A 23,837-nucleotide genomic window follows, 5' to 3' on the forward strand; every position below is an offset into this window, starting at 1 on the left:
AACCCATGACCCACACCCCACCGCCCTACGGCACCCCCGAACACCCCCGCGTCGCAGTCCGCGGCGAAGCCCGCCTCGAAGTCGACCCCGAGACCGCCCGCATCACCGTCACCGTCACCGCCCGCGGCAAGGACCGCCGCAACGCCCTCGAAGACCTCACCCGCCGCAACAACCACGTACTCGAACTCGCACGCTCCTACGGACAAGCCATGGAAGAACTCGAAACCGGCGCCATCTCCATCACGCCCGAACTGACCCAGAAAGGCCGCAACGAACAAATCCACGCCTACCACGGCCGCGTCCACATCACCGCAGTCCTCAACGACTTCACCGCGCTGGGCGAATTCACCACCCGAATCGCCGACCTCGACATGACCCGGGTCAACGGCCCCTGGTGGGACCTGCGCCCCGACTCACCCGCCCACGCAACCGCCCGCCGCCAAGCTGTCCACGAAGCCGTCCAACGCGCCCGCGAATACGCCGACGCCCTCGGCGCCCAGCTCACCGCCCTCGTCGAACTCGCCGACCTCGGCGCCGAGAACGCCGCCCCGCCCGCCCTCCCCGCCCCCGGCGCCATGCGCGGCCGCGCCGCCTTCGGCGGAGCAGCACCCGAACCCGCCCCCGCCCTCGACCTCGAACCACAACGCCAGACCGTCTACGCCCAGGTCAACGCCCGCTTCATCATGTCACCGCCAAAACTGTAGAAAACAATGCTCATCCGAGCGCCCCGCCGCACAATTCAACACTTGTCAATAACCCTTCATCCAAAGGTCGTTGAGCGGTCACGGCACGCCAAATAACTACCCGTAGGTAAGGTCTAGGCTCGAACCATGCGCCGAGCAAAAATCGTTTGTACCCTGGGCCCCGCCGTCGACACATACGACCAGATCAAGGCATTGGTCGAAGCGGGAATGGACATCGCCCGCCTCAACCTCAGCCACGGCACCTACGCCGAACACGAAGAGCGGTACCACCGCGTACGCAAGGCCTCCGACGAGAACGGACACAGCGTCGGGATCCTCGCCGACCTTCAAGGCCCGAAGATCCGCCTCGGACGCTTCCGCGAAGGCCCCGTACTCCTCGAACGCGGCGACAGCTTCACCATCACCGTCGAACCCGTCGAAGGCGACCGCCACACCTGCGGCACCACCTACGACGGCCTCGCCGCCGACGTCACCACCGGCGAACGCATCCTCGTCGACGACGGCCGCGTCACCCTCGAAGTCACCGAAGTCGACGGCCCCCGAGTCCACACCACCGTCATCGAAGGCGGCATGGTCTCCGACCACAAGGGCCTCAACCTCCCCGGCGTCGCCGTCTCCGTCCCCGCACTCTCCGAGAAGGACATCGAAGACCTCCGCTGGGCCCTGCGCACCGGCGCCGACATCATCGCCCTCTCCTTCGTGCGCAGCGGACGCGACATCGAGGACGTCCACCGCATCATGGACGAGGAAGGCCGCCGCCTCCCCGTCATCGCCAAGGTGGAGAAACCCCAGGCCGTCGAGAACATCGACGGCATCGTCGCCGCCTTCGACGGAATCATGGTCGCCCGCGGCGACCTCGGCGTCGAAATGCCCCTGGAGCAGGTGCCGATCGTCCAGAAGCGCGCGATCAAACTCGCCAGGCGCAACGCCAAACCGGTCATCGTCGCCACCCAGATGCTCGACTCGATGATCGACAACTCCCGCCCCACCCGCGCCGAGGCCTCCGACGTCGCCAACGCGGTCATCGACGGCACGGACGCGGTGATGCTCTCCGGCGAGACCAGCGTGGGCAAGCACCCCATCGAGACGGTCCGCACGATGTCCCGCATCGTCGAGGCCGCCGAGGAGGACATCCTCACCAAGGGCCTCCCGCCCCTGACCGACCGCAACAAGCCCCGCACCCAGGGCGGCGCGGTCGCCCGAGCGGCAGCCGAGATGGGCGACTTCCTCGGCGCGAAGTTCCTGGTTGCCTTCACCCAGAGCGGCGACACGGTCAGGCGCCTCTCCCGCTACCGCTCACCCATCCCGCTCCTCGCCTTCACCCCGGACCCGGCCACCCGCTCCCAGCTGAACCTGACCTGGGGCGTCGAGACCTTCCTCGGCCCGCACGTGGACTCGACGGACGCGATGGTCGCCCAGGTCGACGAGGAGCTGCTGAAGATCGGCCGCTGCCAGAAGGGCGACGTCGTGGTCATCACGGCCGGCTCCCCGCCGGGGGTCCCGGGCTCGACGAACCTGGTGCGGGTGCACCACATCGGCGAGGACGACAGCCCGAAGTAGGCCGGTCGTCAGTACTTCGGCCCGACGTGGGCGTCCATCAGCGCGACGGACGCCCGTCGGGCGACGGAGATGTTCCGGCTGTTGGCCTGCTTCCAGTGAACGCCGACGAAGTCCAAGGCGTCGGTGAAAAGCCGCAGGATGTCGGCCGACAAGTTGGTGAAGAAGTACCGGGGGTATTCGTAGCGCTTCTGCTCGCCGCCGATGAGTCTCGTGGTCCAGTTGGTGACTCGGCATCCGTCGGAGTGGACCAGACCGCGGATGAACTCCCAGGGGTGGGTACGCACGATCTGCTGCTGCCAGGGTTCGAGAGAGATCGTGCGCTCGTGCTTCTTGCCGGGGCCGTGCTGGGGGAAGAGGCACGGCCAGTGCTTGCTGTAGCAGGTCACGTTCTGGCAGCCCTGACGCTGAACTCGGAACACCTTGTTGCCGGGGCGCACGAGCTGCATGGCTTCGGCGCAGGCGTCGATGAGACCGGGCCGGCTGTCGGCGCAGGCGATACGGAGGAAATGCACGCCCCTCTTGCTAGAGCTGATGCAGCCGTCGCCGAGATAGAGGCCCAGCAAGTAGGCGTACGCAGTGGGGACTTCAGGGTCACTCGGCATGTCGCTGCACCGCGGACAGCCCGCAACGCGCCCCCTGACGAGGGGATCTGTTCGTGTCTGCCACGAACGGATTGCGGCGCGCGAGATGCCGGTCTGTTTGCTTACGGAGTTCTGGCTGAAACCCTGCGCGACGAGGGCCAGAGCGCGCTTGCGCGTATCAAGGTCGTACACCAGGCCGAGCCTGTCCGGTATCCAGGCGACCTGGAGGCGGAACAAGCAGGCATTCACACGTTCACGTGAAGCCAAGCCATTCTTCGGCGGCCTTGGAATCGAAGGAAAAGTACCCCGAGTCGGACTCGAACCGACACTGTATGGGTTTTGAATCCATTGTCTCTAACCAATTGGACTACCGGGGCTCGCTGAATCGTAGGTTTCCCTCGACCCGCTGCCCGACCACCTTACCGCAGCTGGGTAGGCTCTTGGCAGCAGTACCCCTGCCTTGATCAAGGAGCCCCGTGACCACGCCCGAGTCGCCCCAGCCAGCCGCCGACGACGACAAGTCGCACGTTCCGCCGCTGACGACCCGCGTCGTCATCGCCGAGGACGAGGCGCTCATCCGTCTCGACCTCAAAGAGATGCTGGAGGAAGAGGGCTACGCGGTCGTCGGCGAGGCCGGGGACGGGCAGCGGGCCGTCGAGCTGGCTCGGGAGCACCGGCCGGACCTGGTCATCCTCGATGTGAAGATGCCGGTCCTGGACGGGATCTCCGCGGCGGAGAAGATCGCCGAGGAGTCCATCGCGCCGGTCCTGATGCTGACCGCGTTCTCGCAGCGCGATCTCGTCGAGCGGGCCAGGGACGCCGGGGCGATGGCGTATCTGGTGAAGCCGTTCAGCAAGAGCGACGTGGTGCCGGCCATCGAGATGGCGGTGTCGCGGTTCGCGGAGCTGAAGGCGCTGGAGAGCGAGGTCGCGGATCTCGCGCAGCGGCTGGAGACGCGGAAGCTGGTGGACCGGGCGAAGAGCATTCTGCAGACGGATTACGGGCTCTCCGAGCCGGCCGCGTTCCGGTGGATCCAGAAGACGTCGATGGACCGTCGGCTGTCGATGCAGCAGCTTGCGGAGGCGTTGATCGAGGATGCCGAGGAGAAGAAGAAGGCGGCCGAGTAGGCCGTAGGCGAGTACGAGGAAGGCCCGCGTCCCGGATGTCCGGGACGCGGGCCTTCCTCGTGTGTGTCAGTCCTCGCCGAGGTAGGCCTTGCGGACGGACTCGTCGTGGAGGAGGTCCGCGCCGGTGCCGGAGAGGACGATCTTGCCGACCTCCATGACGTGGCCGTGGTCCGCGAGCGAGAGCGCGGCCTGGGCGTTCTGCTCGACGAGCAGGATGGTGGTGCCCTGGGCCTTGAGTTCGACGATGGTCTCCATGATCTTCTGCATCATGATCGGGGAGAGGCCCATGGAGGGTTCGTCGAGCATCAGGAGTTTGGGCTGGCACATGAGAGCCCTGCCCATGGCGAGCATCTGCTGTTCGCCGCCGGAGAGGGTTCCGGCGGCCTGCTTCCGGCGTTCCCCGAGGATGGGGAAGAGGTCGTAGGCGCGCTGGATGTCCTTTTCGATGCCTGCCTTGTCGTTGCGGAGGTAGGCGCCGAGCTGGAGGTTCTCGGTGATGGTCAGCCGGGGGAAGATGTGGCGTCCCTCGGGGGAGTGGGCGAGGCCCAGGGAGACGACCTTGTGCGCGGGGATGTCGGCGAGCGGTTTGCCGTCGAAGACGATGCGGCCGCCGACCGGTTTGAGGAGGCCGGAGAGGGTGCGCAGGGTGGTGGTCTTGCCGGCGCCGTTGGTGCCGATGAGGGTGACGACCTGGCCGGCTTCGACGGTGAAGGAGATGCCCTTGACGGCTTCGATCTTGCCGTAGGCGACGCGGAGGTCCTCGACCTCTAGCAGTGCGGTCATCGGGTGTCCTCCTCCTCGGTGCTGGTGCTGGTGCTGGTGTCGGTGGTGGCCGCGGTCCTGGCGGTGCTCGCTCCGGCGGCTCCGGCTTCCGCGGCTTCGACCTCGGCGGCTTCTTCGGCGCCGGGGGCGCCTTCGAAGGGGGTGCCGAGGTAGGCCGCGACGACGCGCTCGTCGCTCTGGACGATGTCGGGGGTGCCTTCGACGAGCTTTTCGCCCTGGACGAGGACGGCGACGCGGTCGCAGAGGTTGAAGATGAACCGCATGTCGTGCTCGATGACGAGGACGGCGATGCCCTGGTCACGGATGGCGAAGATGAGTTCTTCGGTGACGCGGGTCTCTTGCGGGTTCATGCCGGCGGTGGGCTCGTCGAGGAGAAGGAGTCCGGGGTCGCTGGCGAGGGCGCGGGCGATTTCCAGCTTGCGCTGGTCTCCGTAGGGGAGGTTGCGCGCGAGGTGGTCGGCCTTGTCCGCCAGGCCGATGAAGTCCAGGAGTTCCATGGCGCGTTCGCGGCTGGCGTTCTCGGCCCTGGTGAAGCCGGGGAGGCGCAGGAGGGCGGACCAGAGGCCTTCCTTGGTCCTGGTGTGGCGTCCGACGAGGACGTTTTCCAGGACGGTCATGTTGGCGAAGAGCCGGATGTTCTGGAAGGTGCGGGCGATGCCTGCCTGGGTGACGAGGTGGGGCTTGGGCGGCAGGACGGTGTCCTTGTAGCTGACCTTGCCCTCGGTGGGGACGTAGAGGCCGGTGAGGCAGTTGAAGAAGGTGGTCTTGCCGGCGCCGTTGGGGCCGATGAGGCCGACGATCTCGCCCGTGTTGACGGTGAGGTCGACGTCGCGTACGGCGGTGAGGCCGCCGAAGCGCATGGTGACGCCGCTGGCGTCGAGGACGGTGGTGGCGGTCTTCGTGGTGGTGGTCATGGTGGTCACGCCCCCGCCTTGGCGATGCCGGCGCCGGTCTCTTCGGACTGCCGTGGTTCCGGTACGTCGGGCTCGTCGTTCTCGTGGAATTCGAGCTGCTTCCTGCGGTCGGCGACCAGTCCTTCGGGGCGCAGGCGCATCAGGAGGATGAGTGCGATGCCGAAGAGGAAGAGCTGGTAGTCCTGCATGAACTGGAGTTTGGCCGGGATGAGGTAGAGCAGTGCGGCGCCGACGAGGGGTCCGCTGAGGGTTCCCATGCCGCCGAGGATGACGGCGGCGAGGAGGAAGGCGGAGTTGGGGGGTACGGAGCCGGCGAACTGGTACTGCTCGGGTGTCACGGTGTAGTTGACGTGTGCCTGGACGGTTCCGGCGAGTCCGGCGAGGGTGGCGCCGAGGGCGAAGGCGAGCAGTTTGAGCCGGAAGGCGTTGATGCCCATGGCGGTGGCTGCGGTTTCGTCTTCGCGGATGGCGACCCAGGCGCGGCCGATGCGGGATTCTCCGGAGCGGCGGAAGACGAGGACGACGACGGCGGTGAAGACGAGCATCAGCAGGTAGTAGTTGGCGGACCTGCCGAGGTCGAAGCCGAGGATGTTGTGTTTGAGGCCGAAGTCGAATCCGAAGAAGTTGAGGTCGGGGATGCTGGGGATGCCTTGGGAGCCGTTGGTGAGGTCGGGTCCGCTGTTGCCGTTGAGGTTGTTGACGGTGAGGCGGAAGATTTCACCGAAGCCGAGGGTGACGATGGCGAGGTAGTCGCCGCGCAGTCGCAGGGTGGGTGCGCCGATGAGCACGCCGAAGACGAGTGATGCTCCGGCGCCGGTGAGGACGGCGGCCCAGAAGGGGAATTCGACGCCGATGGCCGACATGGTGGAGCCGGAGACCAGGGCGGCGGCGTAGGCGCCGACGCCGAGGAAGGCGACGTATCCGAGGTCGAGGAGGCCGGCGAGGCCGACGACGACGTTGAGGCCGAGTGCGACGGTGCCGAAGATGAGGATGTTGGCGCCGATGAGCGCGTATTCCTCTTTCTGCTGGGTGAAGGGGAAGCAGACGGCTGCGACGAGGGCTGCGGCGAGGGTGATGTTGCGGTGCTTCGCGGTCAGTGCGGTGAGGCGGGAGATGAGTCCGGCTCGGTGGAGTGCGGTGAAGGCGAAGCCGACGGTGATGAGGAAGCCGATGAAGAGTTCGGTGTAGTCGGTGTCGATGCCGTAGGCGAAGACGTAGAGGCCGATGCCGAACGCGGCGACGATGATGAGGATTTCGGCCCAGGAGGGGAGGGGCTTGGGGCGGGGGGCCTGGGGGGCGCCGAGGCTGTTGCGGAAGCGCTGCCAGGCGGTGGTTCCGGTGTCGGCGAGTGGGTGGTCGCCGGGGAGTCCGAGTGCGGTGATGGTGGCGATGAGTGCGCCGATGCCGCTGACCCAGGCGCCGGGTTCCAGGTTGACGACGCCGCCTAGGTCGTAGGCGATGGCGCCGATGGTGTAGCCGGTGGTGCCGAGGGTGCCGAGGGCGAGGAGGCGGACGGGGCTGTTGGTGCCGCCGGGGGTGAGCCAGCGCAGGCCTCGGATGCCGTATCCGGAGAGTGCGAGGAGCAGGGTGAGTGCGGCGTTGATGAGGGTGAGGACCTGGAGGCCGCCGGGGTAGCCGGTGACGGTGAGGTCGCCGGGGAACTGGTCGGTCCAGGTCCAGGCGAGGAAGGTGCCGGCGAGTGCGACGGTGGCGCCTGCGACGGTGCCGATGCGGGCGGCTGCCGCGGGGATCGGCAGGAAGGGGGCGGGTGCGGGTGTGGTGGTGTGGTTGGTGGTCATCCGTATCACGCCCGATCCGCGACGCGTTCGCCGAGCAGGCCCTGGGGGCGGAGCAGCAGGACGATGATGAGGAGGACGAAGGCCCATACGTCCTTCCAGGCGCCGCCGCCGAAGAGTTCCATGCCGGGGACGTTGCTCATGTAGCCGGTGGCGAGGGATTCGGCGATGCCGAGTACGACGCCGCCGAGCATGGCGCCGTAGATGTTGCCGATGCCGCCGAGTACGGCTGCGGTGAAGGCCTTGAGGCCCATGATGAAGCCCATTTTGAAGCCGATCTGGCCGTTCTTGAGCCCGTAGGCGACGGCGGCGACGGCGGCGAACGCGGCACCGATGGCGAAGGCCATGACGATGATGCGGTCGGTGTTGATGCCCATGAGCTTGGCGGTGTCGGGGTCCTGGCTGGTGGCTTGCATGCCGCGGCCGGAGCGGGTCTTGGAGACGAAGAGTCCGAGGGCGAGCATGCAGATGGGTGCCGTGATGAGGACGAAGAGGTCACCGCGTTGGATGTGGGCGCCGAAGATGTCGATCGCTTCGCCCTTGAACTGGGGGAAGGAGCGGTCCTTCTTGGCGTCGGGGTACCACTTCCAGATGGCCTGCTGGAGTGCGAGGGAGAGTCCGATCGCGGTGATCAGCGGGGCCAGTCGGGGGGCGTTGCGCAGGGGCCGGTAGGCGAAGCGTTCGGCGGCTGCGCTGACGGCGACGGAGCATATGACGCCGCCGATGATCATGAGTGGGATGATTGCGAGGAGGGAGACACCGGCCGGCATCCAGAGGTACACGGTGAGAGCTCCGAAGCCTCCGATCATGAAGATCTCGCCGTGGGCGAAGTTGATGAGCTGGATGATTCCGTAGACCATCGTGTAGCCGATCGCGATGAGTCCGTACATCGCGCCGAGGATGAGTCCATTGGCCAGCTGTTGCGGCAGTTCGTTCACCGCAGGGCCTCCGTGGAGTGGTTCGGATATGGCACCGCGCGGGAGGGCTGGTAGCGCTCCCGCGCGGTCTGGTGTGGGTCAGGCGTGGGCCGGGGAGCTTGTTACGGCTTGTAGGCCTCGCTGAGCTTGGAGGTCCACTTGCCGCCGTCCACCTGGTAGGCGGTCATCATGGTGTTGGTGGTGTCGCCGTATTCGTCGAAGGAGACGGGGCCGGTGACGCCGTCGAACTTGACCTTGGCCATGGCTGCGAGGACCTTGGTGCGGGCGTCGTCGCCGCTGGGGAGCTTGCCGCCGTTGTCGGCGACGGCGATCTTGACGGCTTCGATGATCGACCAGGTGGCGTCGTAGGTGCCGCCGCCGTAGGCCTCGTAGGCGTCCTTGTATCCGGCGGTCTTGTAGTCGGCGATGAACTTCTTGGCGGAGTCGAGTTCTTCGACGGGCTTGCCGACGGAGGTGGCGATGTCGCCCTGGGCCTTCTTGTTGAGCTTGATGAAGTCGGCGCTGTACATGCCGTCGCCGCCCATGAGGGGGATCTGGACGCTGTCCTTGAGCTGCTGGCTCAGGGGTGCGCCGGCGGGGTATTCGCCGCCGTAGTAGACGGCCTTGGCGCCGGACTTCTTGACCTTGGTGACGACGGCGTTGAAGTCGCGGTCGTCGGGGTTGACGTGGTCGGAGCCGACGATCTTGCCGCCGAGGGTGCTGAAGGTGTTCTTGAAGGATGCGGCGAGACCGGCGCCGTAGGGCTTCTGGTCGTCGATGAGGTAGACCTGCTTGATCTTCGCGTTGTTGAAGAGGTACTTCGCTGCGAAGGCGCCCTGGATCTGGTCCGTGGTGGCGGTGCGGAAGTAGGTCTTGAAGGGGCGCTTCTTGTCGCCGGTCTTCCAGTTCTCGCCCTGGGTGAGCTCGGTGCCGGTGTTGGCGGGGGAGACCTGGGTGAGGTTGGCGTCGTTGAGCGGCTTCTGCATCGACTGGGAGACGCCGGAGTTCAGGGGGCCGACGACGCCGACGACGGTGTCGTCGTCGATGAACTTCTGGGCGTTCTGCTGGCCGACGGAGGGCTGTGCCTGGTCGTCGAGCGGCTTGACCTCGAATTTGATGCCGGGGACGGTCTTTTCCTTGTTGGCCGTCTGGGCGGCGAGGTCGGCGGAGTTCTTGATGCCGAGGCCGAGAGCGGACAGGTCGCCGGTGATGGGCGCGTCGACGCCGATGACGACGGTCTGGGTGCCGCCGCTGTCGCTGCTCTTCTTGTTGTCGTCGCGCGACCCGCAGGCGGTGAGGGTCAGTGCTCCGGTCGTGAGCACGGTGGTGAGTATGAGCAAAGAACGGTGTCGCACGAAAGGTCCTTTCCCTGGCGCGGCCTCCTCTGCTTGAGGTGCCGTGACGTTCGCCGGGCCGTACTGGGTGGTACAGGGCCGTGCTGCAGACGCGCCCGGCGGCGCGGTGACTGGCCGTGACTCTAGGCGCAGGTGCGGGCGTCGCGGGTGGGTCCGCCGCAGGATGTGACTGTCTTGTTATGCCCTTGAGCAAGGCTTGAGGTGGCTGTGCGGACATGTACGGCTTTTTACCGGACGGCGAAGTGACCGCATTCTGAGAACGCGCAGCTCTGCTAAGGGGCTTGAGTCGATCATGGTGCTGTCGCGCGAGGTGGGGAGGGGTGCGGCGCGCGAGGGCATGGCGAGGTGCCCGGCGGCTGTGGGGGCCGGGTCGGTGGGGCTGCGTGAGGGCGTCCGCGTATCGGATAGTGGTTACGCAGTGTCACATCGGGGCTGATGTGGTCGACGCGGTGTTGTGTGTGGGGGGTGCGGGGTCGGTGTGTGCGGGGTGCCGAGTGGGCCACACAACAAGGTTGCCGGTCAAGGGAGTTGGCGGGTGCGATTGTCAATCGTGAGTGGCGCGTGGGTGGTTGTGGACGGGTATGGCGATGCCCGGCCGGATTGTGTTCCGGCCGGGCATCGGTGTCGGGCGGTGGTGCCGCGTGGTGTGTGCGGTGTGTTTCCGGCCCGTCAGGCGGCGTCGGGCCGGGGGGCGTCGCGGAGCATGCAGGTGAGGCGTGCGGTGCAGACCCGCTTGTCCTGTTCGTCGGTGATGGCGATCTCGTACGTGGCGGTGGAGCGGCCGCGGTGTACGGGGGTGGCGACGCCGGTGACGAGTCCGCTGCGTACGCCGCGGTGGTGGGTGCAGTTCAGGTCGACGCCGACGGCGAGTTTGGTGGCGCCGCCGTGGAGCATGGAGCCGATGGAGCCGAGGGTTTCGGCGAGTACGGCGGAGGCGCCGCCGTGGAGCAGTCCGTAGGGCTGGGTGTTGCCCTCGACGGGCATGGTGCCGACGACGCGGTCCGCGGAGGCTTCGACGACGGTGACGCCCATGCGTTCGCCGAGGTGGCCGGCGGAGAAGAGGGCGGGCAGGTCGACGCCGAGTGCGGCGTATTCGTCGATGATCTCCTGGGGGAACTTGGGTGCGGTGTGCTCGCCCATGGGCCGGCTCCGATCGTCTGCGGTGGTTCACGGCTTCGTTGCTGTGTGCATCGTTCTTATCAGACGACTGAGCGGACGCTTAGCCTTGATCCACCGATGAACAGCCGGTCCAGGGCTTGGACATGAAGGCGCGGATGCCCTCTGGGCTGGGATGATGGGACTTCCTACGGTTCCATATCCACAGAGCAAGAGAGCACCCGCGAGATGGAATCTTCCCATGCCGCTTCGGCGGTGTCGGCCGCGTTCGACGATCAGAATCTCATCGCGGATGCCGGGCTGGTCCCGGTGATGCGGCTGGCCGAACGGTGCGGGCTTTCGCGCCTGGTGTCGGAGAAGGTGATGCTGACCGGGGCGGCAAACGGTGCGGGTGCAGCAGCCGACGCCAAGGTCACCGGCATCGTGGCAGGCATGGCCGCAGGAGCCGACAGCATCGATGACCTGGACATGCTGCGCCACGGTGCGATGCCGACCGTGTTCCGAGAGGTCCGTGCCCCGTCCACACTGGGCACGTTCCTCCGCGCGTTCACCCACGGTCACGCCCTCCAACTGCACGCGGTGCATTGCAGGTTCCTCGGCGCGCTGACCGCGCACACCCCGCTGCTGCCCGGCTCGGGCGAGAAGGCGTTCATCGACGTCGACTCCACCCACAAACGGGTCTACGGCCGCACCAAGCAGGGCGCCGAGTACGGCCGGTTCAAGGGCATCCGCACCCTGCACCCCCTGCTCTCCACGATCTGCACCCCTACCTCGCGGCCGGTGATCGCCACCGTGCGGATGCGCCGCGGCAAAGCAGCCGACTCCCGCGGCGCCCCGAAATTCGCCGCCGAGGCCCTGGCCACCGCCGCCGAGGCCGGCTGCACCGGCCTACGCGTCCTGCGCGCGGACTCCCAGTTCTACAACGCCGGGGTCATCGCCGCCTGCCGCCGCAACGGCGCCCACTTCTCGATCACCACGGGCATGAACCCCTCCATCAAGCGGGCCATCCACAGCATCCCCGACACCACGTGGCAGCAGATCACCTACCCCACCGCAGTCCCCGACCCAGAGACCGGAGAACTCATCTCCGACGCCGAAGTCGCCGAGATCCCCGCATACACCGCGTTCACCGGGCGCAAGAAGAGCGAGCAGGTAACGGCCCGGCTGATCGTGCGCCGGGTACGCGACCTGGCCAAACCGCCCACCACCGGCGAGCAGGGCGAGCTGTTCCCCATCTGGCGCTACCACCCGTTCTTCACCGACAACCCCGCCCCAACCCTCCAGGCCGAGCGGGAACACCGCCACCACGCCGTCGTCGAGCAGGTCATCGCCGACAGCAAAGCCTCCGCCCTGGCCCACCTGCCCTCGGCACACTTCCACGCCAACGCCGCCTGGCTGACCCTGTGGGCGATGGCCTACAACCTGCTGCGCGCCGCAGGCGCTCTGCCCGGCGCCTTCCACACCAAGGCCACCACCGCCACCCTGCGTGCCCACCTGGTCCACGTTCCCGCCCGGATCGCCCGCTCCGCCCGGCGCCTCACCCTGCACCTACCGCAGCGATGGCCCTGGCAAGACGCGTAGGCACAACTGTTTGCCACCGTCCACGCGCCGCCCGAGACACCCTGACGCCACTCCCCACCCCGCCCGCCAGGGCCCGACCCAAGCCGAATCGTGGAAAAGCTGGGCAGACCAGCGGATACACCCTGTCCGCACTCAGCTGACAGTCCGAGGCCCCGCCCCAAAAACCCTCGCAGAGCATTTCGAAACCACGTCGGTGAATCGAGGCTAAGTTGGACGGGTCCCTGATCAGGCAGTTCGGACACAACGGGTGTCCCTGGGCGTCGCGGGTGGCGGGTTCGCGCCGGGCGCCGCAGCGTGCGCATTCTTCGATGCGGGACTTGGCGATGCAGTTGCGGCAGACCCGCCGCGGTCGAGATGGTCAGCGATGGTCACGACCGGCCACGCGATCGGAGTCTCTCGGATTCGAGCTTCTTCTCGATGTCGGAGACCAGGTCCGTGACCAGGCCGATCGGGTCGGCGACGGAGCGGGTAGCCAAGCTGCTTGGTCAGGTGACCTTGAGGGTCGAAGTCGATGAGCACCATCCGGACCGTGGCCACCGCCGTCGCGGGCGGCCGCGCGAAGTCGCGGCGCCTCGCGGAGGCCCTGGCGGCGGAAGCGGAGCTGCGGGCGTGGGTGGACGCGAGGGTTTGGACGTGCTCAGCGGCGCTTGACAGGGAGGCGATGGCCTGCTCCAGGGTCTCGTGAACGTCAGTCATGTGCCCAGTGAACCAGTCGGAGACAGGTCAGCCGTCCTGAATGGGTAATCGCTCCGCCGTTCCTACATGAGGGCCCCACGCCAGGTTGTTCCGGCATGGGGCCCCAATGTCAGTGGGTGTCGAGCATGCTTACAGGACCCCGAGTGTTACGGCTTGAAGACCAGCATGCAGTCCCACGGGACGTAGCCGGTGATCCCCTTGTAGGTGACCTTGTTCCACTTGTCTGCCGTGATGTAGCCCTTGCTCCCACAGGCGTTGTGCTTGCCGCCGAAATAACCCTTGTACGCGCCGGTGCTGGTCACGGTGGCGGCCGCCTTTGCGCCCTTGGGTACCAGGCCGAGGGCTGTGCTGGAGGTGGTCGTGCTGGCGCGGATTTTCACGGACTCCGCGGCCCAGATCGATTTTGTCGCGGCGCTCGCCGCAGGTGCCTGGATCAGGGTGAGCGCGGCGGCACCCGCTACGCTCAGGCCCAGTATTCTCGTGGTCTTGCGCATAAATCGTTCTCCTTGCACGGTCCAAAAAGGGGCGACCCGGCCGGGGGGAGGGGAATGCGTACCGCCTTCTGGAGCTTTGGGTCTGTCCGGCCCAGACAGGCCGGACCCGAGCCGTTCTTTGCCCCCATGCCGCTGTGAACGCAGAGTGCTCACAGCAACCTTCCTACCAGGAAGGTCACTTGATCGGAAAACGGGTTAAGCGGCGAAGGTGACGTGGGTGCCGGTCGTCAAGCCTGAGAAATGGCCTTTCCAACGATTCAGGGCACTTGACATCCGCATCGGCTACGCCCGCTGCCCGACCCTCGGCCAGGAAATCGACTCCCAGCTCGACGCACGCAGCAAGCACGGGATCCCCAGGGACAAGATCTTCAGCGAGTAGATCAGCACCAGGGTGCGGGTTCGCCCGCGGTTCGAGTAGCGCTGTGGACGGCGCGGGGGATCAAAGAGCACGCCTCGCACTGCCGGGTCATCTTCACTGTGTACGAGATGAAGCGGCTCGGCCGCGACGCCGCCGAACTCACGGCCTTCGCCAGCCACCTCACCGCGCACGGCCTGATCCTGGTGATGCTCGCCGGACCTCTGCCCCGGCATCTACGACCCCACCGGCCCCGGGGAAGCTGCCACCCTGGAAGGGCTCGACACCGCGGCCCACAAGGACAAGCACGGCGGCCGACCCCCTGCCATCACCGACGACATGCTGCACAACCGCGCTGCGACGCCGGGCGAACGGGGAGTCCGTCGAGCAGATCCAGCCCGACCTGATCACCCCACCGGCAAACGCAAGGGCCGCGACGGCGCTGTCACGTTGTTGGGTGTGTACGTGCCTGACGGGGCGTCGGGGCATGGTGGGCCCCCGGTCCGGGCCTGTGTTCAGGCCGTGGTGGGCCAGCCGACAGCGCCGGTGATCTCGTCCCAGATGGCGAAGCGGTTGCGGATTTCGGCTCGGTAGTCGTGTGCGGTCATCAGGTGGCGGCGGGGTCGGAAGTGGGGCGAGATCCCGCTGAACGCGGACAGGAACCGTTGGGCCCCACCTACGGAGCGGAAGCCCTTCATCGCCCGTTCACGCTGCCTGGTTGGCTGGTGGCTGTTCTCCGCCCGGTTGTTCAGACCCTTGTGCGAGCGGTGCTCCACCGAGGGCATGACCTCACGGTGAGCCGCGCCGTAGGAGCGCAGCTTGTCGGTGACGACCACCCGGGGCGCTGTGCGGGTCGTCTTCAGCAGTCTGCGGAAGAACCGCCGGGCCGCGGCAGTGTCCCGGCGGTTCTGCACGAGGATGTCCAGGACATTGCCATCCTGATCCACGGCCCGCCACAGGTACTTCCGCTCACCGTTGACCTTGATGAAGACCTCGTCCAGATGCCACTTGTCGCCGGGCCGGGGCTGCCGGCGGCGCAGCGCGCTGGCGTAGCACTGCCCGAACTTGGCACACCAGCGGCGGACCGTCTCATGCGAGACGACGACACCGCGCTCGAGCATCAGCTCCTCCACCTCACGGAAGGACAGCGGAAACCGGAAGTACAGCCACACACAGTGGGAGATCACCTCGACCGGGTACCGATGGCCCTTGTACGACGGCGACACGTCCCCCACGGACAACCCTCTCCAGCATGATCAACCCGAAGATCATCCCACTCAGCCAGCCAACGTGACAGCGTCCGGCAGAACGCGGCAAGTGGTGGCGACGACGGCGCTAACGTGTCGAACAGGACCGATCCGGAGGAGCCCATGAGCGCCCAGCCTGAGCACGCCCCCACGCCGCCTCCCGCACCGGACCCCGGTGCGGCTGCGCAGCTCCTCGCACGGATCCGTACCAACCACCGCGCCGAGGCCTGGGCGCCGGCCTTCGAACGGGACTGGGGCAAAGCACTGGAGGACTCGCGCGCCAGCTACAGCCTCACGCCGCTCCACGAGGTCGTCCGCACCTGGCAGATTCGGCTGGACACCGTCCCGGCCGTTGACGCGTTCATCGATTCCGGCATGGACGACAGCGACTTCGTCGCCCTGGAGGACATCCTCGGGCCCCGCCCATGAGCAACGAGCCGTGGCCCGCCAGGCTGTCACCGCAGGCAGCCAAGACGCTCAGCGACCTCCCCGATCACGCCAAGGAGATGCTGCGCGACATCCGACCAGGACGAGCGCGGCGATCACACCTTCGGGCGTCGGCAGGCCGGTCGGCACGGCCGTCACCGGCGGTGTGCGGTCGGCTGCTGCGGGAGGCGGTTGAAATGACTGCTGGCGCGAGCGCGGCACGTGAGTTCCGGCCTCGTCCGAAGCGCTCGGCCGGGCGACCCGCGGGTGCTCCCCGGATGCCGGTCGTGTCCGGCGAGAGGCCGATGGCGGGCGTGGCCCAGCAGGCGCTTCCAGAGCATGCGCGTGCCGTGCTCGCGGATCCGGCGTGACCCGCGTTGCGCACGCGCTTGGTGGCGGTCGAGGATCCGGTCGATGTGCTCGCTGCGGTGGCCGCGCGACGGGAGTTGGGCTCAGGGGACTCGGTCGCGGAAGTGCTTACATGGCGTCTGGACGGATGGCAGCGTCAGTGTGGTACGACCTCTGCTGCCTCCGGTAGGGGTTCGTCGCCCACGTCCACAGACGGTACCGGACGTGCCGGTGCGGTGCGCAAGACGGGGGCGCCTGGATTGCGGCGCAGGTCGCCGGGCGAGGAGCGGCGCAAGGGTCCGAGGAGGACCCGCTAACGAGGGGAGCGAGACATGGCAGTACCGACGCCAGAAGAGCAGGCCGGAGAAGCGTTCGTGGAGGCCTCGGCCGAGGCGGTGCAGACCGCCGTGGCGGCGTTCCGTCTGATGACGGCGATTGCGGACGCCGTACGGCGTCACCAGCAGAAGAAGGCGGGGAAGGAGGAAGAGCTTCCGCCCGTCGACGAGTCGGTGATCGATGCCTTCGACGCCGTGAAGAAGGCGCTGCCGCCGGACATCAGCGAGGCACTGCTGGAGGGGGCCGACTGGCCGCAGCTCGCACAGCAGCTGATGGCGCTGCGTCACGCCGGGGTCGATCTGGAGGCGTTGCTCCCGCGGGTCGGAGAAATCACCGTGACGGTGCGGGACCAGGTCGCGGCGAACGCTGAGCGAGTGGCACGCGAGGGCACGGACGAGTGGGCGAAGGCGCTGCGCGAGACGATGCCGGCGGGGCCGGTGCGTGAGGCGATTCTGTCGTCCCCGGCGTGGCCGGAGATGGCGGCGACGATGGCGAAGCTGGACGAGCGCGGGGTCGATGTGCGGGCGATTCTCGCGTCCGCGCACGAGGAGGGTGTCGGCGTCGATCGGGCCGTGGCGAAGGTGCTCTCGGCGGCTGAGGTGCCGACCACGAGCCGGGACGCGATGCTGTCGTACGGGCCGATGAGTGAAGGCCTCGATCTTCCGACGGATTACGAGCTGTCGGACCGGGCGCAGACGCTGAAGAAGTTTGCGATTCCCCCCCAGGAGAACGAACGGTTCATTCGGATGGTGAAGACCGCGATGCCGGGCCGGGAGCGCGAGGTCGACCTGATGGTCGCCGCGAGGCAGTGGCCGCTGGTGGCTGCGCGGATGGCGGAGGTGGAGCGGCAGAAGGAGTCGGTGCCCGAGCGTCTGGCCGGACTGATGAAGGACACGTCGTGGGAGCAGGAAGGCTCTGATCAGCTCGGCTCGCGGTTGGCCAGGGCGGCCGGCCACGTCCTGCGGTACCCGCCGGGGAAGGCGCCGGAGGCGGGGCGGCCGAAGGTCTCTACGGTGGCTGCTCGCTCGCAGTCGTCGACGGTGGGCCTTGTTAAGGGGCAGGAGTCCAAGGGTGCGACGCCTGCCGAGCCGGGGGTGGCTGCGCACCGGCAGACCGGGCCCGCTGCGAAGACGGGCAAGACTCGGTAGTTCGTGTCCCTGACAGACGTGTGCCGCAGGCCCTTTTCGGGTCTGCGGCACACGCCGTTTCGCGGGCGTGTAGGTTCTCGTTTGATCTGTCGGTCGGGGCTCGGCCGACCAGGGCTTTTGCCGCTCTGTATCAGCGACTTGTCGGCGGTTCGTCTCACCGATCTGTCGAATTCCTCGGGCCGATCGATCATCTGGCGCGAGGTGACAGATGGGTGAGACGCTTGACCTGCGATGACACCTTGGGCGCGGCGTCTCAGCGACAAAACGCTGAGACAACGACATTTCTGATGAGTACCTACAGGGCGGTCAGGGGCGGGTGGCGCCCCGGTAGTCGGCTTCGGGCATGGCCGAGGAGAGTTGGGCGATCTCGACGTGGCGGCCGGTGCGTGGTGCGTGCAGGACCTTCCCGTCTCCGGCGTACATCGCGACGTGGTAGATGAAGCCGTTCCGGTGGGCCCAGAAGAGCAGGTCGCCGGGCTTGAGGTTGCTGCGGGAGACGGCCCGGTCGGAGGTGGCTCCGTACTGGGCGGCGGCGGTGCGCGGCAGTTTCGTGCGGGGCCAGTAGGCGTACTGGACCAGCGAGCTGCAATCGAAGCCGACGGTGGTGGTGGCGGCGCATCGGCCGCCGAGGTAGCCGTTGAGGCCGTCGCAGAAGCCGGTTGAGGGTCCGGCGGGTCCGCCTCCGCCGTAGGAGTAGGGGATGCCCAGTCGGCCGGATGCCTTGCGCAGTGCTGTCGGGCCGTCTCCGGTTCCGGAGATCTGGAGCTGGCCGGGTCCCTGGAACCGGCGCATGGTGGCCATGATGACTTTCACGTAGTGGTAGGTCTGGCCTTCGGCCTGGCCGGGTTCGCGGGCGAACGTGATCGGGGGGACGCCGCGGAAGCGCTGGACTGCTCCCCATCCGGCGTTGTATCCGGCCAGTGCGAGCCGTCGTGGGTCGTCGCGGTAGCCGGAGCTCTTGGCATGTTTGATCAGGGAACACATCATGCGTCCTTGTGACATGACGGCGTCACCTATGTCCCACGGGCTGGTCTCTCCGTTGCCGTCGTCGTCCCGCCCCCAGGTGGCCCAGGTGCCGGGCACGAACTGGGCGGGGCCTTGCGCTCCGGCCGAGGATTCCGCCTTCAGCTGGAACCCTGATTCCTGGTAGAGCTGGGCGGCCAGCAGTGCGGGGGCCAGCTCGGGCTGGTCGCATGCTCGGGAGGCTCGCAGGATCCAGGTGCGGAATTCCTGGGGTACTCCTTGGAGGCCGCCTCCTCCGTCGGTTGTTTCGGTGGCCTGGGCGTCGTGGTCGATGAGCACGATGGCCATCAGTCCGAGGGTCATTGCCAGGACCATGGCTATGGCTGCGGCGATGGCTCCGATCAGCATCTTCATGCGTCATTCCCCCGTGGTTGCCTGCTGGTTCGCGTTGTGCCGGTGCTGCGGCGCCCCGCCGTGATGGGCCGTGAGATGCTGCACGCATTCCTGCGGCAGCCCGGCAAGCCTGGTCATGGTGGCTCGTCCTGCCGGGCTGGTGCGGGTGCTGGCCGGGGCGCGGGGGCGTGAGTTTGCGTAACGAAACGGTAAGTCTTGACGTGGATGCCGCTGTGGTCGCACGGTTCTTCGGGCGTGTCCGGTCGGGGATAAATTCTTCCGGAATATGCCATCGGTGCTGTCGCGGCCGATGGGCCTCCCTGGTGGAGTCGAGGGGCGAAGGAGCTGTTCCGTGCGTCGAGGCATCGGGACTTCCCCCCTTCAGCTGCGAAAAGTGACTCCCCGTGGACAGTGAGGCACGCTAGCCTCCTCAGTCACGGGATTCAAAGCGAGTTGACTGAATCGCAGGCGTAACAGGGGGGTTGCAGCGTGATCGCTCATTCGGTGACTTCGACTCCGGGGAATGGCATGGCCGTCGGGCCGCGCTATGCATTGATCCCCGTACAGGGATTCGACATTGCAGTAGCGACCGTTGCCCGGATGCTCGACGGGGCGGGCGATGCCACGCAGGCCCGCATCCTGGGCCCCGGTGAGCACATCCCGTACGGGGCACATCCCGTCCTGATCGCCGACACGACCGTCTACGGTGCCACGCGCGTCGAGGAGATGCTGCGTCAGTGGGGCCCCCTGCCGAGGCCGTGGCTGGTCCTGGTCTCCGATGCCCCGGCCCGTCCGGTGGCAGAGGCGCGCTACCTGGTGCGCGCGTTGGAAGGGCGGCTGGCGGGGGTGGCGAGAGTGCCGTACCTGCCGGTCCTGCGTGCGGTCAAGGGGCCCGAAGAGGCCCTGGAATACAAAGACGTCCGGTCCGTCGCCGAGAAGCTGCGACGCACGATGGAGGGGAAATGACCATGGGGTTGAAGATGATGATGCTGGCGGACGGACTGATCCCCGGAGCCAAGCCGACCCAGATCCCGGGCATGTCCGGGCCTGTGACCAAGATGCTCGGATACGCGCTGTGGGGGCTGGTCATCGCCGGTGCCGTCGGTGCCATCATCGGGATCTTCAAGCTCGCGACATCGGACAAGAGCCGCGGGGGCGGCGGCAGCGAGCCGTTCAAATGGATGGGCGGAGGGCTCGCTGCGATCATTCTGTCCAGCTCCCTGATCGCCATCCTCAACGGCATCGCGGGAGGCTGACATGTCGCGTGCGACGGGGGCCTGGGGCACGAGGGCCAAGTGGGCGGTGGGCGGGCTCGGCGCGGCCGTGGTCCTGCTGACGGGCTATGCGCTGCTCAGCGGCGACGGGGGCGGGCCGGCGGGAGGAACGGGCGGGAACGCTGCGGCGTCCAGCTCCGCGACCCCTTCCCCGGGGTACCAGGCTCCGGAGGGCTGGACCGAGCCGGACCGGTGGGCAGCCCTTCCCCGGGGTGCTCGCACGGACGGGCACGGCAGCAACATCGGCTTCCCGCACACCACCGAGGGCGCCGCGGCCATGCTCGCGGCCACCAACTCCACGGCGGTGGACAGCAACAGGACGACCGTGGACGAGCAGCTGCGCCTCTACTACTCGTACGTCGGCAAGTCCGACCAGTCCGACCAGGCCGCCGAGCGGATCGAGCTGGCCGCCGGGGACACCGACAAGTCCCTGGCCCGGGAAATGAGCGTGCCCGCCGGGCAGCCGCTGCCGCCTGGCGCATACGTGCGCAGCACCGTGGTGGGCTACAAGGTCATCAAGGCGTCCGCCGACCAGGCCGGTGTCTGGCTGCTGTCCAGGGTTACGCAGAAGAACGGGGAGACTGCGAAGGAGGCCGCCTCCTACACCCGCACCCTGGTCGGTGCCCAGTGGGAGAACGGCGACTGGAAGCTGACCGCGGCCGCGACCACCCAGGCCCAGCAGGACGCCCAGGCTCAGTCCGAGCCCAAGATGGTCGCCCCGGGCGATGCCGCATTCAACGCCGCCGGGTGGACTGCCATCCGGGAGGCGTCGTGAGGCGCCGGATCACGGCGTTCCTTGTCGCTCTTGCCGCAGTGCTCGGCCTGGCGGTGGCTGCCCCTCAGCCTGCGGCCGCCGACAAGGGGCTGATCGGTGGCGGAGTCAGCGTCGCCTGCAAGATCGGCAGCGGACCCCTGGTTGCCGCGATCTCGAAGGTGACCGACTTTGATCTGTGCGAGAAGGTCGGCGCCGCGGTCGACAAGAAGGTCAACGAGGCTTGGAAGGCGGTCTGGGACAGCGCACTGGGCGACATCCTCAAGTCGGCGGCCGACGTGGCGAAGTGGCTCCTGAAGAAGGTCCTGACGGTGGCATTGCTGGGGCCGTCGGTCGACCTGGCGGGCATCGGATTGTTCGGCCGGGACGCGACCCTTGCGGGCATGCTGGTCTGGCTCGGCCTGGTCGTTTCCGCCTTCGGTGTGATCTGGCAGTTGGGGAAGATGGCCATCACCGGGCAGGCCAAGCATGCCTGGCGGGCGGCGAGCGGCTGGGCGGAGAACGTCTTCCTGTCCGCCTGCGGCGTGGGGATGTTCGCCCTATTCCTGGTGGCCGGGGACGCTCTCACCTCCGGACTCGTTGATGCCGTCTTCGACGATGACGGGAAGGCCTTCGAGCGGATCGTCGCCGTGATGGTGCCGATGGTGCTCTCCAACCCCGTCACCCTGGCCGGAGTGCTCGTCGTCCTCCTCCTGGTCGGCTTCATCCAGCTGATCATGGTGTTCCTTCGGCAGAGTGCCATCCCCATCATCTGTCTGCTGCTGCCGGTGGCCGGTGGCGGCCGGGCCGGCGGCGACGCCACCCGCCAGTGGGCCCCCAAGCTGATCACGTCCGGGCTCGTCATCGTGGCGTACAAGCCGATGCTGGCCGTCATCATCTGCACCGGCTTCGCCGAGTTCGGCCACTCCGGCACCCTCGCGGAGTGGCTGCGCGGCTGCGCGACGCTCCTGCTCGCGGTCCTCGCGCCCGGCCCTCTGACCCGCATCTTCGCCCCCTTCGGAGCGGCGGTCGGCGGGGGACTGGCAGTCGGCGGAGCCAGCGGCGCGCTCAGCGCGGCCGCAGGATACCTCTCCGGTAGTGGGAAGGACGGCGGAGACGGCGGGGAAGGCGGCGAGCAGGGGGACAGCCCCGTGCAGCACGCCCAGTTCGTCCAGCAGAGCATGGGCAGCCAGAACAAGGGCCCGGACCCGGACGACCCGGACGACCCGGACCCGGACGACGGCCCGGGGCCGGGCAGGGACGTCCAGGCACAGGCGGCCCGCAATGACTCCTCCGCCCAGGTGCCTGCCCAGTCGGCAGGGGAAGGCGCCGACCTTGCGGTCGCAGGTACCGGCGGAACCGGGACCGTTGCCGGAACTGGGGCGAGCGCCGAGGCCGGGGCAGCGATCGGAGGCCCCGTCGGTGTGGCGGCCGCCGTGGGCATCGAGGTCATCGACGGCGTCAACAACACCATCCAATCGGCATCCGGAGAAGTGGGAGGGGGCGCACAATGAGCTCGCACGAAGTGCCCAAGGCCCTGATGGCCAGCGGGTTCAGGGTCCGGCGCAGCTACGGGTTCGGAGGGCTGTCCAAGGGGGCGACCCTGATGGGGGTTTCCGTCCTGGTCGGCGAGGGCCTGGTGGGCACGCAGCAGCCGATGACGCTTCTGGTGACGCTGCCGGTGACCGGTGCGGTCCTCGCGCTGGCTGCCGCGCGGCGGCACGGGATGTCCGCCCTGTCGTACTACTGGGCAAAGGTCGCCTGGAAGCGGGCCACTCGCAGCGAGGCGACTCTGTTCCGCCGGGTGCTGCTGCCCCACCCGTACGCGCTCGACCTGCCCGGGGTCGGGGCGTCCTCCACCCTGATCAAGGCGCATGACCCGCACTCCGGGCGCCCCGTAGGCGTGGTGCACGACCGGGCCACCGGCCAGATGACGGTCAGTACCCTGCTGGCCCCCGGCGGCAGCCTGATGGCCCCGACCGGCACCGTGCAGGGCAACCTGCGGACCTGGTCGTCGGTGCTCGACGCGATGAGTACCGACGACCAGATCAAGGGCGCGAGCGTGACCATCCAGATCACCCCGGGCGCTGGCGAAGCGCTCGGCGACGACGTGGAGGCCCGCAAGGACCCGAGCGCGCCCCGGCTGGCAAAGAACCTCATCGACGAGCTGGTTCGCACCACCCCCCGCGCAACGGCCAGCGTGGCGCCGTGGATGTCCGTCACCGTCGACCCCTCCGAGTCCGCGAACCCTCCCACCGACCTCGCCGAACAGGTCGCAGAGGCACTGAAGGTCGTCCACGGGATCGACCTGTCCGGCACCGGCACCGACATCCAGCGCCGCGCCACCGACGTCGACCTGCGCCGCCTGGTGCGCAGTGCGTACGACCCGGCCGCGTTCAATGCACGCAACGAAGACTTCGCCGAGCTGTCCTGGGGTGAATGCGGGCCGCAGGCCGCCGACGACGGGTGGGAGGAATACGCCCACGACGGGGCGGTGTCACTGTCGTGGGTACTGCGGGAGATGCCCAGGCGCCCGATCCCCTACAGCGTGCTCCTGCCCCTGCTGGCCCCGGGCCGGTTCCAGCGGCGTATCACGCTCGCCTACCGGGTGCTCGACCCGCACGAGGGCGAGGCCGTCCTGGAGCGAGAGATCGACAACGCGCACAACCGGGCGCGGGTGACCGCAGAGGTCAAGGGCCGCGCGAAATGGTCACAGAAGGCGGACGCACAGCGGGCCGAGCAGGCCGCCGCGCAGGCCGCCGGAGGGGCTCAGGTCGCCGACTGGACGCTCATGGTGACCGTCACCGCCCGCGGCACGGCCGAACTGCCTGCCGCGCGCCAGGAGATGGACCGCGCGTTCAAGGCGATGCGCGGTATCCGGATGCGTCCCGCCTACGGGGCACAAGCCGCGGTGTTCGCGGCGTCCCTCCCGCTCGGCTACAACCCGCTCGTGAAGTAGGGGAACTGATGGC

The 23,837-nt window shown here is 67.9% G+C and carries 23 protein-coding genes and 1 tRNA gene; 13 read left to right on the top strand and 11 right to left on the bottom strand.

Annotated features, from left to right (window positions below):
* Nucleotides 1-5: 5 nt before the first annotated feature.
* Together OG611_RS17135 and pyk are read left to right on the top strand one after the other, a co-directional pair.
* A complete protein-coding gene (locus OG611_RS17135) occupies nt 6-704 on the top strand; it encodes an SIMPL domain-containing protein (RefSeq protein WP_266420675.1) in 699 nt (232 codons plus the stop codon).
* A gap of 126 nt (nt 705-830) precedes the next feature.
* A complete protein-coding gene (pyk, locus tag OG611_RS17140) occupies nt 831-2,264 on the top strand; it encodes a pyruvate kinase (RefSeq protein WP_266420677.1) in 1,434 nt (477 codons plus the stop codon).
* A gap of 8 nt (nt 2,265-2,272) precedes the next feature.
* On the opposite strand, the gene OG611_RS17145 is transcribed toward pyk, so the two are convergent.
* Both OG611_RS17145 and OG611_RS17150 read right to left on the bottom strand, forming a co-directional pair.
* A complete protein-coding gene (locus tag OG611_RS17145; RefSeq protein WP_266425957.1) occupies nt 2,273-3,037 on the bottom strand; it encodes a transcriptional regulator in 765 nt (254 codons plus the stop codon).
* Nucleotides 3,038-3,147: 110 nt separating this feature from the next.
* Nucleotides 3,148-3,222, bottom strand: a tRNA-Leu gene (locus OG611_RS17150).
* 99 nt (nt 3,223-3,321) lie between these two features.
* On the opposite strand from OG611_RS17150, the gene OG611_RS17155 reads away from it, so the two are divergent.
* The gene (locus OG611_RS17155) at nt 3,322-3,972 is read left to right on the top strand and encodes an ANTAR domain-containing response regulator (RefSeq protein WP_266420680.1); all 651 of its coding nucleotides are present in this window, start codon (nt 3,322-3,324) and stop codon (nt 3,970-3,972) included.
* A 66-nt stretch (nt 3,973-4,038) separates the two neighbouring features.
* Here the strand turns inward: OG611_RS17155 and OG611_RS17160 are convergent, their stop codons facing one another.
* The 6 genes from OG611_RS17160 to OG611_RS17185 all read right to left on the bottom strand — a co-directional run bounded on the left by OG611_RS17160 (nt 4,039) and on the right by OG611_RS17185 (nt 10,877).
* Entirely contained in the window at nt 4,039-4,755 is a 717-nt protein-coding gene (locus tag OG611_RS17160; protein ID WP_266420683.1) for an ABC transporter ATP-binding protein, read from the bottom strand.
* Nucleotides 4,752-5,669, bottom strand: coding sequence for an ABC transporter ATP-binding protein (locus tag OG611_RS17165; RefSeq protein ID WP_266425960.1), 918 nt, complete (start codon nt 5,667-5,669; stop codon nt 4,752-4,754). Before OG611_RS17165 ends, OG611_RS17160 begins: the two co-directional genes overlap by 4 nt.
* Before the next feature lie 5 nt (nt 5,670-5,674).
* Nucleotides 5,675-7,468: a branched-chain amino acid ABC transporter permease gene (locus OG611_RS17170; protein ID WP_266420686.1), complete on the bottom strand. Its 1,794-nt coding sequence runs from the start codon at nt 7,466-7,468 to the stop codon at nt 5,675-5,677.
* A gap of 5 nt (nt 7,469-7,473) precedes the next feature.
* Complete coding sequence (locus OG611_RS17175; protein WP_266420688.1) at nt 7,474-8,403, bottom strand: branched-chain amino acid ABC transporter permease; 930 nt, start codon at nt 8,401-8,403, stop codon at nt 7,474-7,476.
* Nucleotides 8,404-8,504: 101 nt separating this feature from the next.
* Nucleotides 8,505-9,722: a branched-chain amino acid ABC transporter substrate-binding protein gene (locus OG611_RS17180; protein WP_266425962.1), complete on the bottom strand. Its 1,218-nt coding sequence runs from the start codon at nt 9,720-9,722 to the stop codon at nt 8,505-8,507.
* Nucleotides 9,723-10,406: 684 nt separating this feature from the next.
* Nucleotides 10,407-10,877 (bottom strand): PaaI family thioesterase, encoded by a 471-nt coding sequence (locus OG611_RS17185; RefSeq protein ID WP_266420691.1) that lies wholly within the window; start codon nt 10,875-10,877, stop codon nt 10,407-10,409.
* 204 nt (nt 10,878-11,081) lie between these two features.
* On the opposite strand from OG611_RS17185, the gene OG611_RS17190 reads away from it, so the two are divergent.
* Together OG611_RS17190 and OG611_RS17195 are read left to right on the top strand one after the other, a co-directional pair.
* On the top strand, nt 11,082-12,434 hold the full coding sequence (locus tag OG611_RS17190) for an IS1380 family transposase (RefSeq protein ID WP_266420693.1): 1,353 nt from the start codon (nt 11,082-11,084) through the stop codon (nt 12,432-12,434).
* Nucleotides 12,435-12,945: 511 nt separating this feature from the next.
* A complete protein-coding gene (locus tag OG611_RS17195; RefSeq protein WP_266420695.1) occupies nt 12,946-13,119 on the top strand; it encodes a hypothetical protein in 174 nt (57 codons plus the stop codon).
* Between the two features lie 157 nt (nt 13,120-13,276).
* Here OG611_RS17195 and OG611_RS17200 read toward each other — a convergent pair whose 3' ends face one another.
* A complete protein-coding gene (locus OG611_RS17200) occupies nt 13,277-13,624 on the bottom strand; it encodes a hypothetical protein (protein WP_266420698.1) in 348 nt (115 codons plus the stop codon).
* A gap of 217 nt (nt 13,625-13,841) precedes the next feature.
* Here OG611_RS17200 and OG611_RS17205 point away from each other — a divergent pair, with 217 nt between their 5' ends.
* Nucleotides 13,842-14,003, top strand: a complete 162-nt coding sequence (locus tag OG611_RS17205) for a hypothetical protein (RefSeq protein ID WP_266420700.1) — start codon at nt 13,842-13,844, stop codon at nt 14,001-14,003.
* A 491-nt stretch (nt 14,004-14,494) separates the two neighbouring features.
* Here the strand turns inward: OG611_RS17205 and OG611_RS17210 are convergent, their stop codons facing one another.
* Entirely contained in the window at nt 14,495-15,214 is a 720-nt protein-coding gene (locus tag OG611_RS17210; protein ID WP_266420702.1) for an IS6 family transposase, read from the bottom strand.
* 135 nt (nt 15,215-15,349) lie between these two features.
* Here OG611_RS17210 and OG611_RS17215 point away from each other — a divergent pair, with 135 nt between their 5' ends.
* Both OG611_RS17215 and OG611_RS17220 read left to right on the top strand, forming a co-directional pair.
* The gene (locus tag OG611_RS17215; protein ID WP_266420704.1) at nt 15,350-15,655 is read left to right on the top strand and encodes a DUF6247 family protein; all 306 of its coding nucleotides are present in this window, start codon (nt 15,350-15,352) and stop codon (nt 15,653-15,655) included.
* Between the two features lie 677 nt (nt 15,656-16,332).
* Complete coding sequence (locus OG611_RS17220) at nt 16,333-17,484, top strand: hypothetical protein (RefSeq protein WP_266420707.1); 1,152 nt, start codon at nt 16,333-16,335, stop codon at nt 17,482-17,484.
* 306 nt (nt 17,485-17,790) lie between these two features.
* On the opposite strand, the gene OG611_RS17225 is transcribed toward OG611_RS17220, so the two are convergent.
* The gene (locus tag OG611_RS17225; RefSeq protein ID WP_266420709.1) at nt 17,791-18,861 is read right to left on the bottom strand and encodes a bifunctional lytic transglycosylase/C40 family peptidase; all 1,071 of its coding nucleotides are present in this window, start codon (nt 18,859-18,861) and stop codon (nt 17,791-17,793) included.
* A 579-nt stretch (nt 18,862-19,440) separates the two neighbouring features.
* Between OG611_RS17225 and OG611_RS17230 the strand changes: the two genes are divergently transcribed.
* Genes OG611_RS17230 through OG611_RS17250 form a run of 5 tightly spaced genes read left to right on the top strand, consistent with a single transcriptional unit; the run spans nt 19,441 to nt 23,824 of the window.
* The gene (locus OG611_RS17230; protein WP_266420712.1) at nt 19,441-19,806 is read left to right on the top strand and encodes a hypothetical protein; all 366 of its coding nucleotides are present in this window, start codon (nt 19,441-19,443) and stop codon (nt 19,804-19,806) included.
* Entirely contained in the window at nt 19,803-20,096 is a 294-nt protein-coding gene (locus tag OG611_RS17235; RefSeq protein WP_266420714.1) for a hypothetical protein, read from the top strand. The genes OG611_RS17230 and OG611_RS17235 overlap by 4 nt, the downstream gene beginning before the upstream one ends.
* A 1-nt stretch (nt 20,097) precedes the next feature.
* Nucleotides 20,098-20,889, top strand: coding sequence for a hypothetical protein (locus OG611_RS17240; protein ID WP_266420717.1), 792 nt, complete (start codon nt 20,098-20,100; stop codon nt 20,887-20,889).
* On the top strand, nt 20,886-22,379 hold the full coding sequence (locus OG611_RS17245) for a hypothetical protein (RefSeq protein WP_266420720.1): 1,494 nt from the start codon (nt 20,886-20,888) through the stop codon (nt 22,377-22,379). The genes OG611_RS17240 and OG611_RS17245 overlap by 4 nt, the downstream gene beginning before the upstream one ends.
* A complete protein-coding gene (locus tag OG611_RS17250; protein ID WP_266420721.1) occupies nt 22,376-23,824 on the top strand; it encodes an SCO6880 family protein in 1,449 nt (482 codons plus the stop codon). Before OG611_RS17245 ends, OG611_RS17250 begins: the two co-directional genes overlap by 4 nt.
* Nucleotides 23,825-23,837: the final 13 nt, after the last annotated feature.

Source organism: Streptomyces sp. NBC_01363 (genome assembly GCF_026340595.1).
Taxonomy (GTDB): domain Bacteria; phylum Actinomycetota; class Actinomycetes; order Streptomycetales; family Streptomycetaceae; genus Streptomyces.

Excerpts from the sequence above, each read along its gene's own strand:
- OG611_RS17135 (WP_266420675.1), top strand. The coding sequence starts at position 6 with ATGACCCACACCCCACCGCCCTACGGCACCCCCGAACACCCCCGCGTC.
- pyk (WP_266420677.1), top strand. The coding sequence starts at position 831 with ATGCGCCGAGCAAAAATCGTTTGTACCCTGGGCCCCGCCGTCGACACA.
- OG611_RS17160 (WP_266420683.1), bottom strand. The coding sequence starts at position 4,755 with ATGACCGCACTGCTAGAGGTCGAGGACCTCCGCGTCGCCTACGGCAAG.
- OG611_RS17165 (WP_266425960.1), bottom strand. The coding sequence starts at position 5,669 with ATGACCACCACCACGAAGACCGCCACCACCGTCCTCGACGCCAGCGGC.
- OG611_RS17170 (WP_266420686.1), bottom strand. The coding sequence starts at position 7,468 with ATGACCACCAACCACACCACCACACCCGCACCCGCCCCCTTCCTGCCG.
- OG611_RS17185 (WP_266420691.1), bottom strand. The coding sequence starts at position 10,877 with ATGGGCGAGCACACCGCACCCAAGTTCCCCCAGGAGATCATCGACGAA.
- OG611_RS17190 (WP_266420693.1), top strand. The coding sequence starts at position 11,082 with ATGGAATCTTCCCATGCCGCTTCGGCGGTGTCGGCCGCGTTCGACGAT.
- OG611_RS17195 (WP_266420695.1), top strand. The coding sequence starts at position 12,946 with ATGAGCACCATCCGGACCGTGGCCACCGCCGTCGCGGGCGGCCGCGCG.
- OG611_RS17200 (WP_266420698.1), bottom strand. The coding sequence starts at position 13,624 with ATGCGCAAGACCACGAGAATACTGGGCCTGAGCGTAGCGGGTGCCGCC.
- OG611_RS17215 (WP_266420704.1), top strand. The coding sequence starts at position 15,350 with ATGAGCGCCCAGCCTGAGCACGCCCCCACGCCGCCTCCCGCACCGGAC.
- OG611_RS17220 (WP_266420707.1), top strand. The coding sequence starts at position 16,333 with ATGGCAGTACCGACGCCAGAAGAGCAGGCCGGAGAAGCGTTCGTGGAG.
- OG611_RS17225 (WP_266420709.1), bottom strand. The coding sequence starts at position 18,861 with ATGAAGATGCTGATCGGAGCCATCGCCGCAGCCATAGCCATGGTCCTG.
- OG611_RS17230 (WP_266420712.1), top strand. The coding sequence starts at position 19,441 with ATGCTCGACGGGGCGGGCGATGCCACGCAGGCCCGCATCCTGGGCCCC.
- OG611_RS17235 (WP_266420714.1), top strand. The coding sequence starts at position 19,803 with ATGACCATGGGGTTGAAGATGATGATGCTGGCGGACGGACTGATCCCC.
- OG611_RS17240 (WP_266420717.1), top strand. The coding sequence starts at position 20,098 with ATGTCGCGTGCGACGGGGGCCTGGGGCACGAGGGCCAAGTGGGCGGTG.
- OG611_RS17250 (WP_266420721.1), top strand. The coding sequence starts at position 22,376 with ATGAGCTCGCACGAAGTGCCCAAGGCCCTGATGGCCAGCGGGTTCAGG.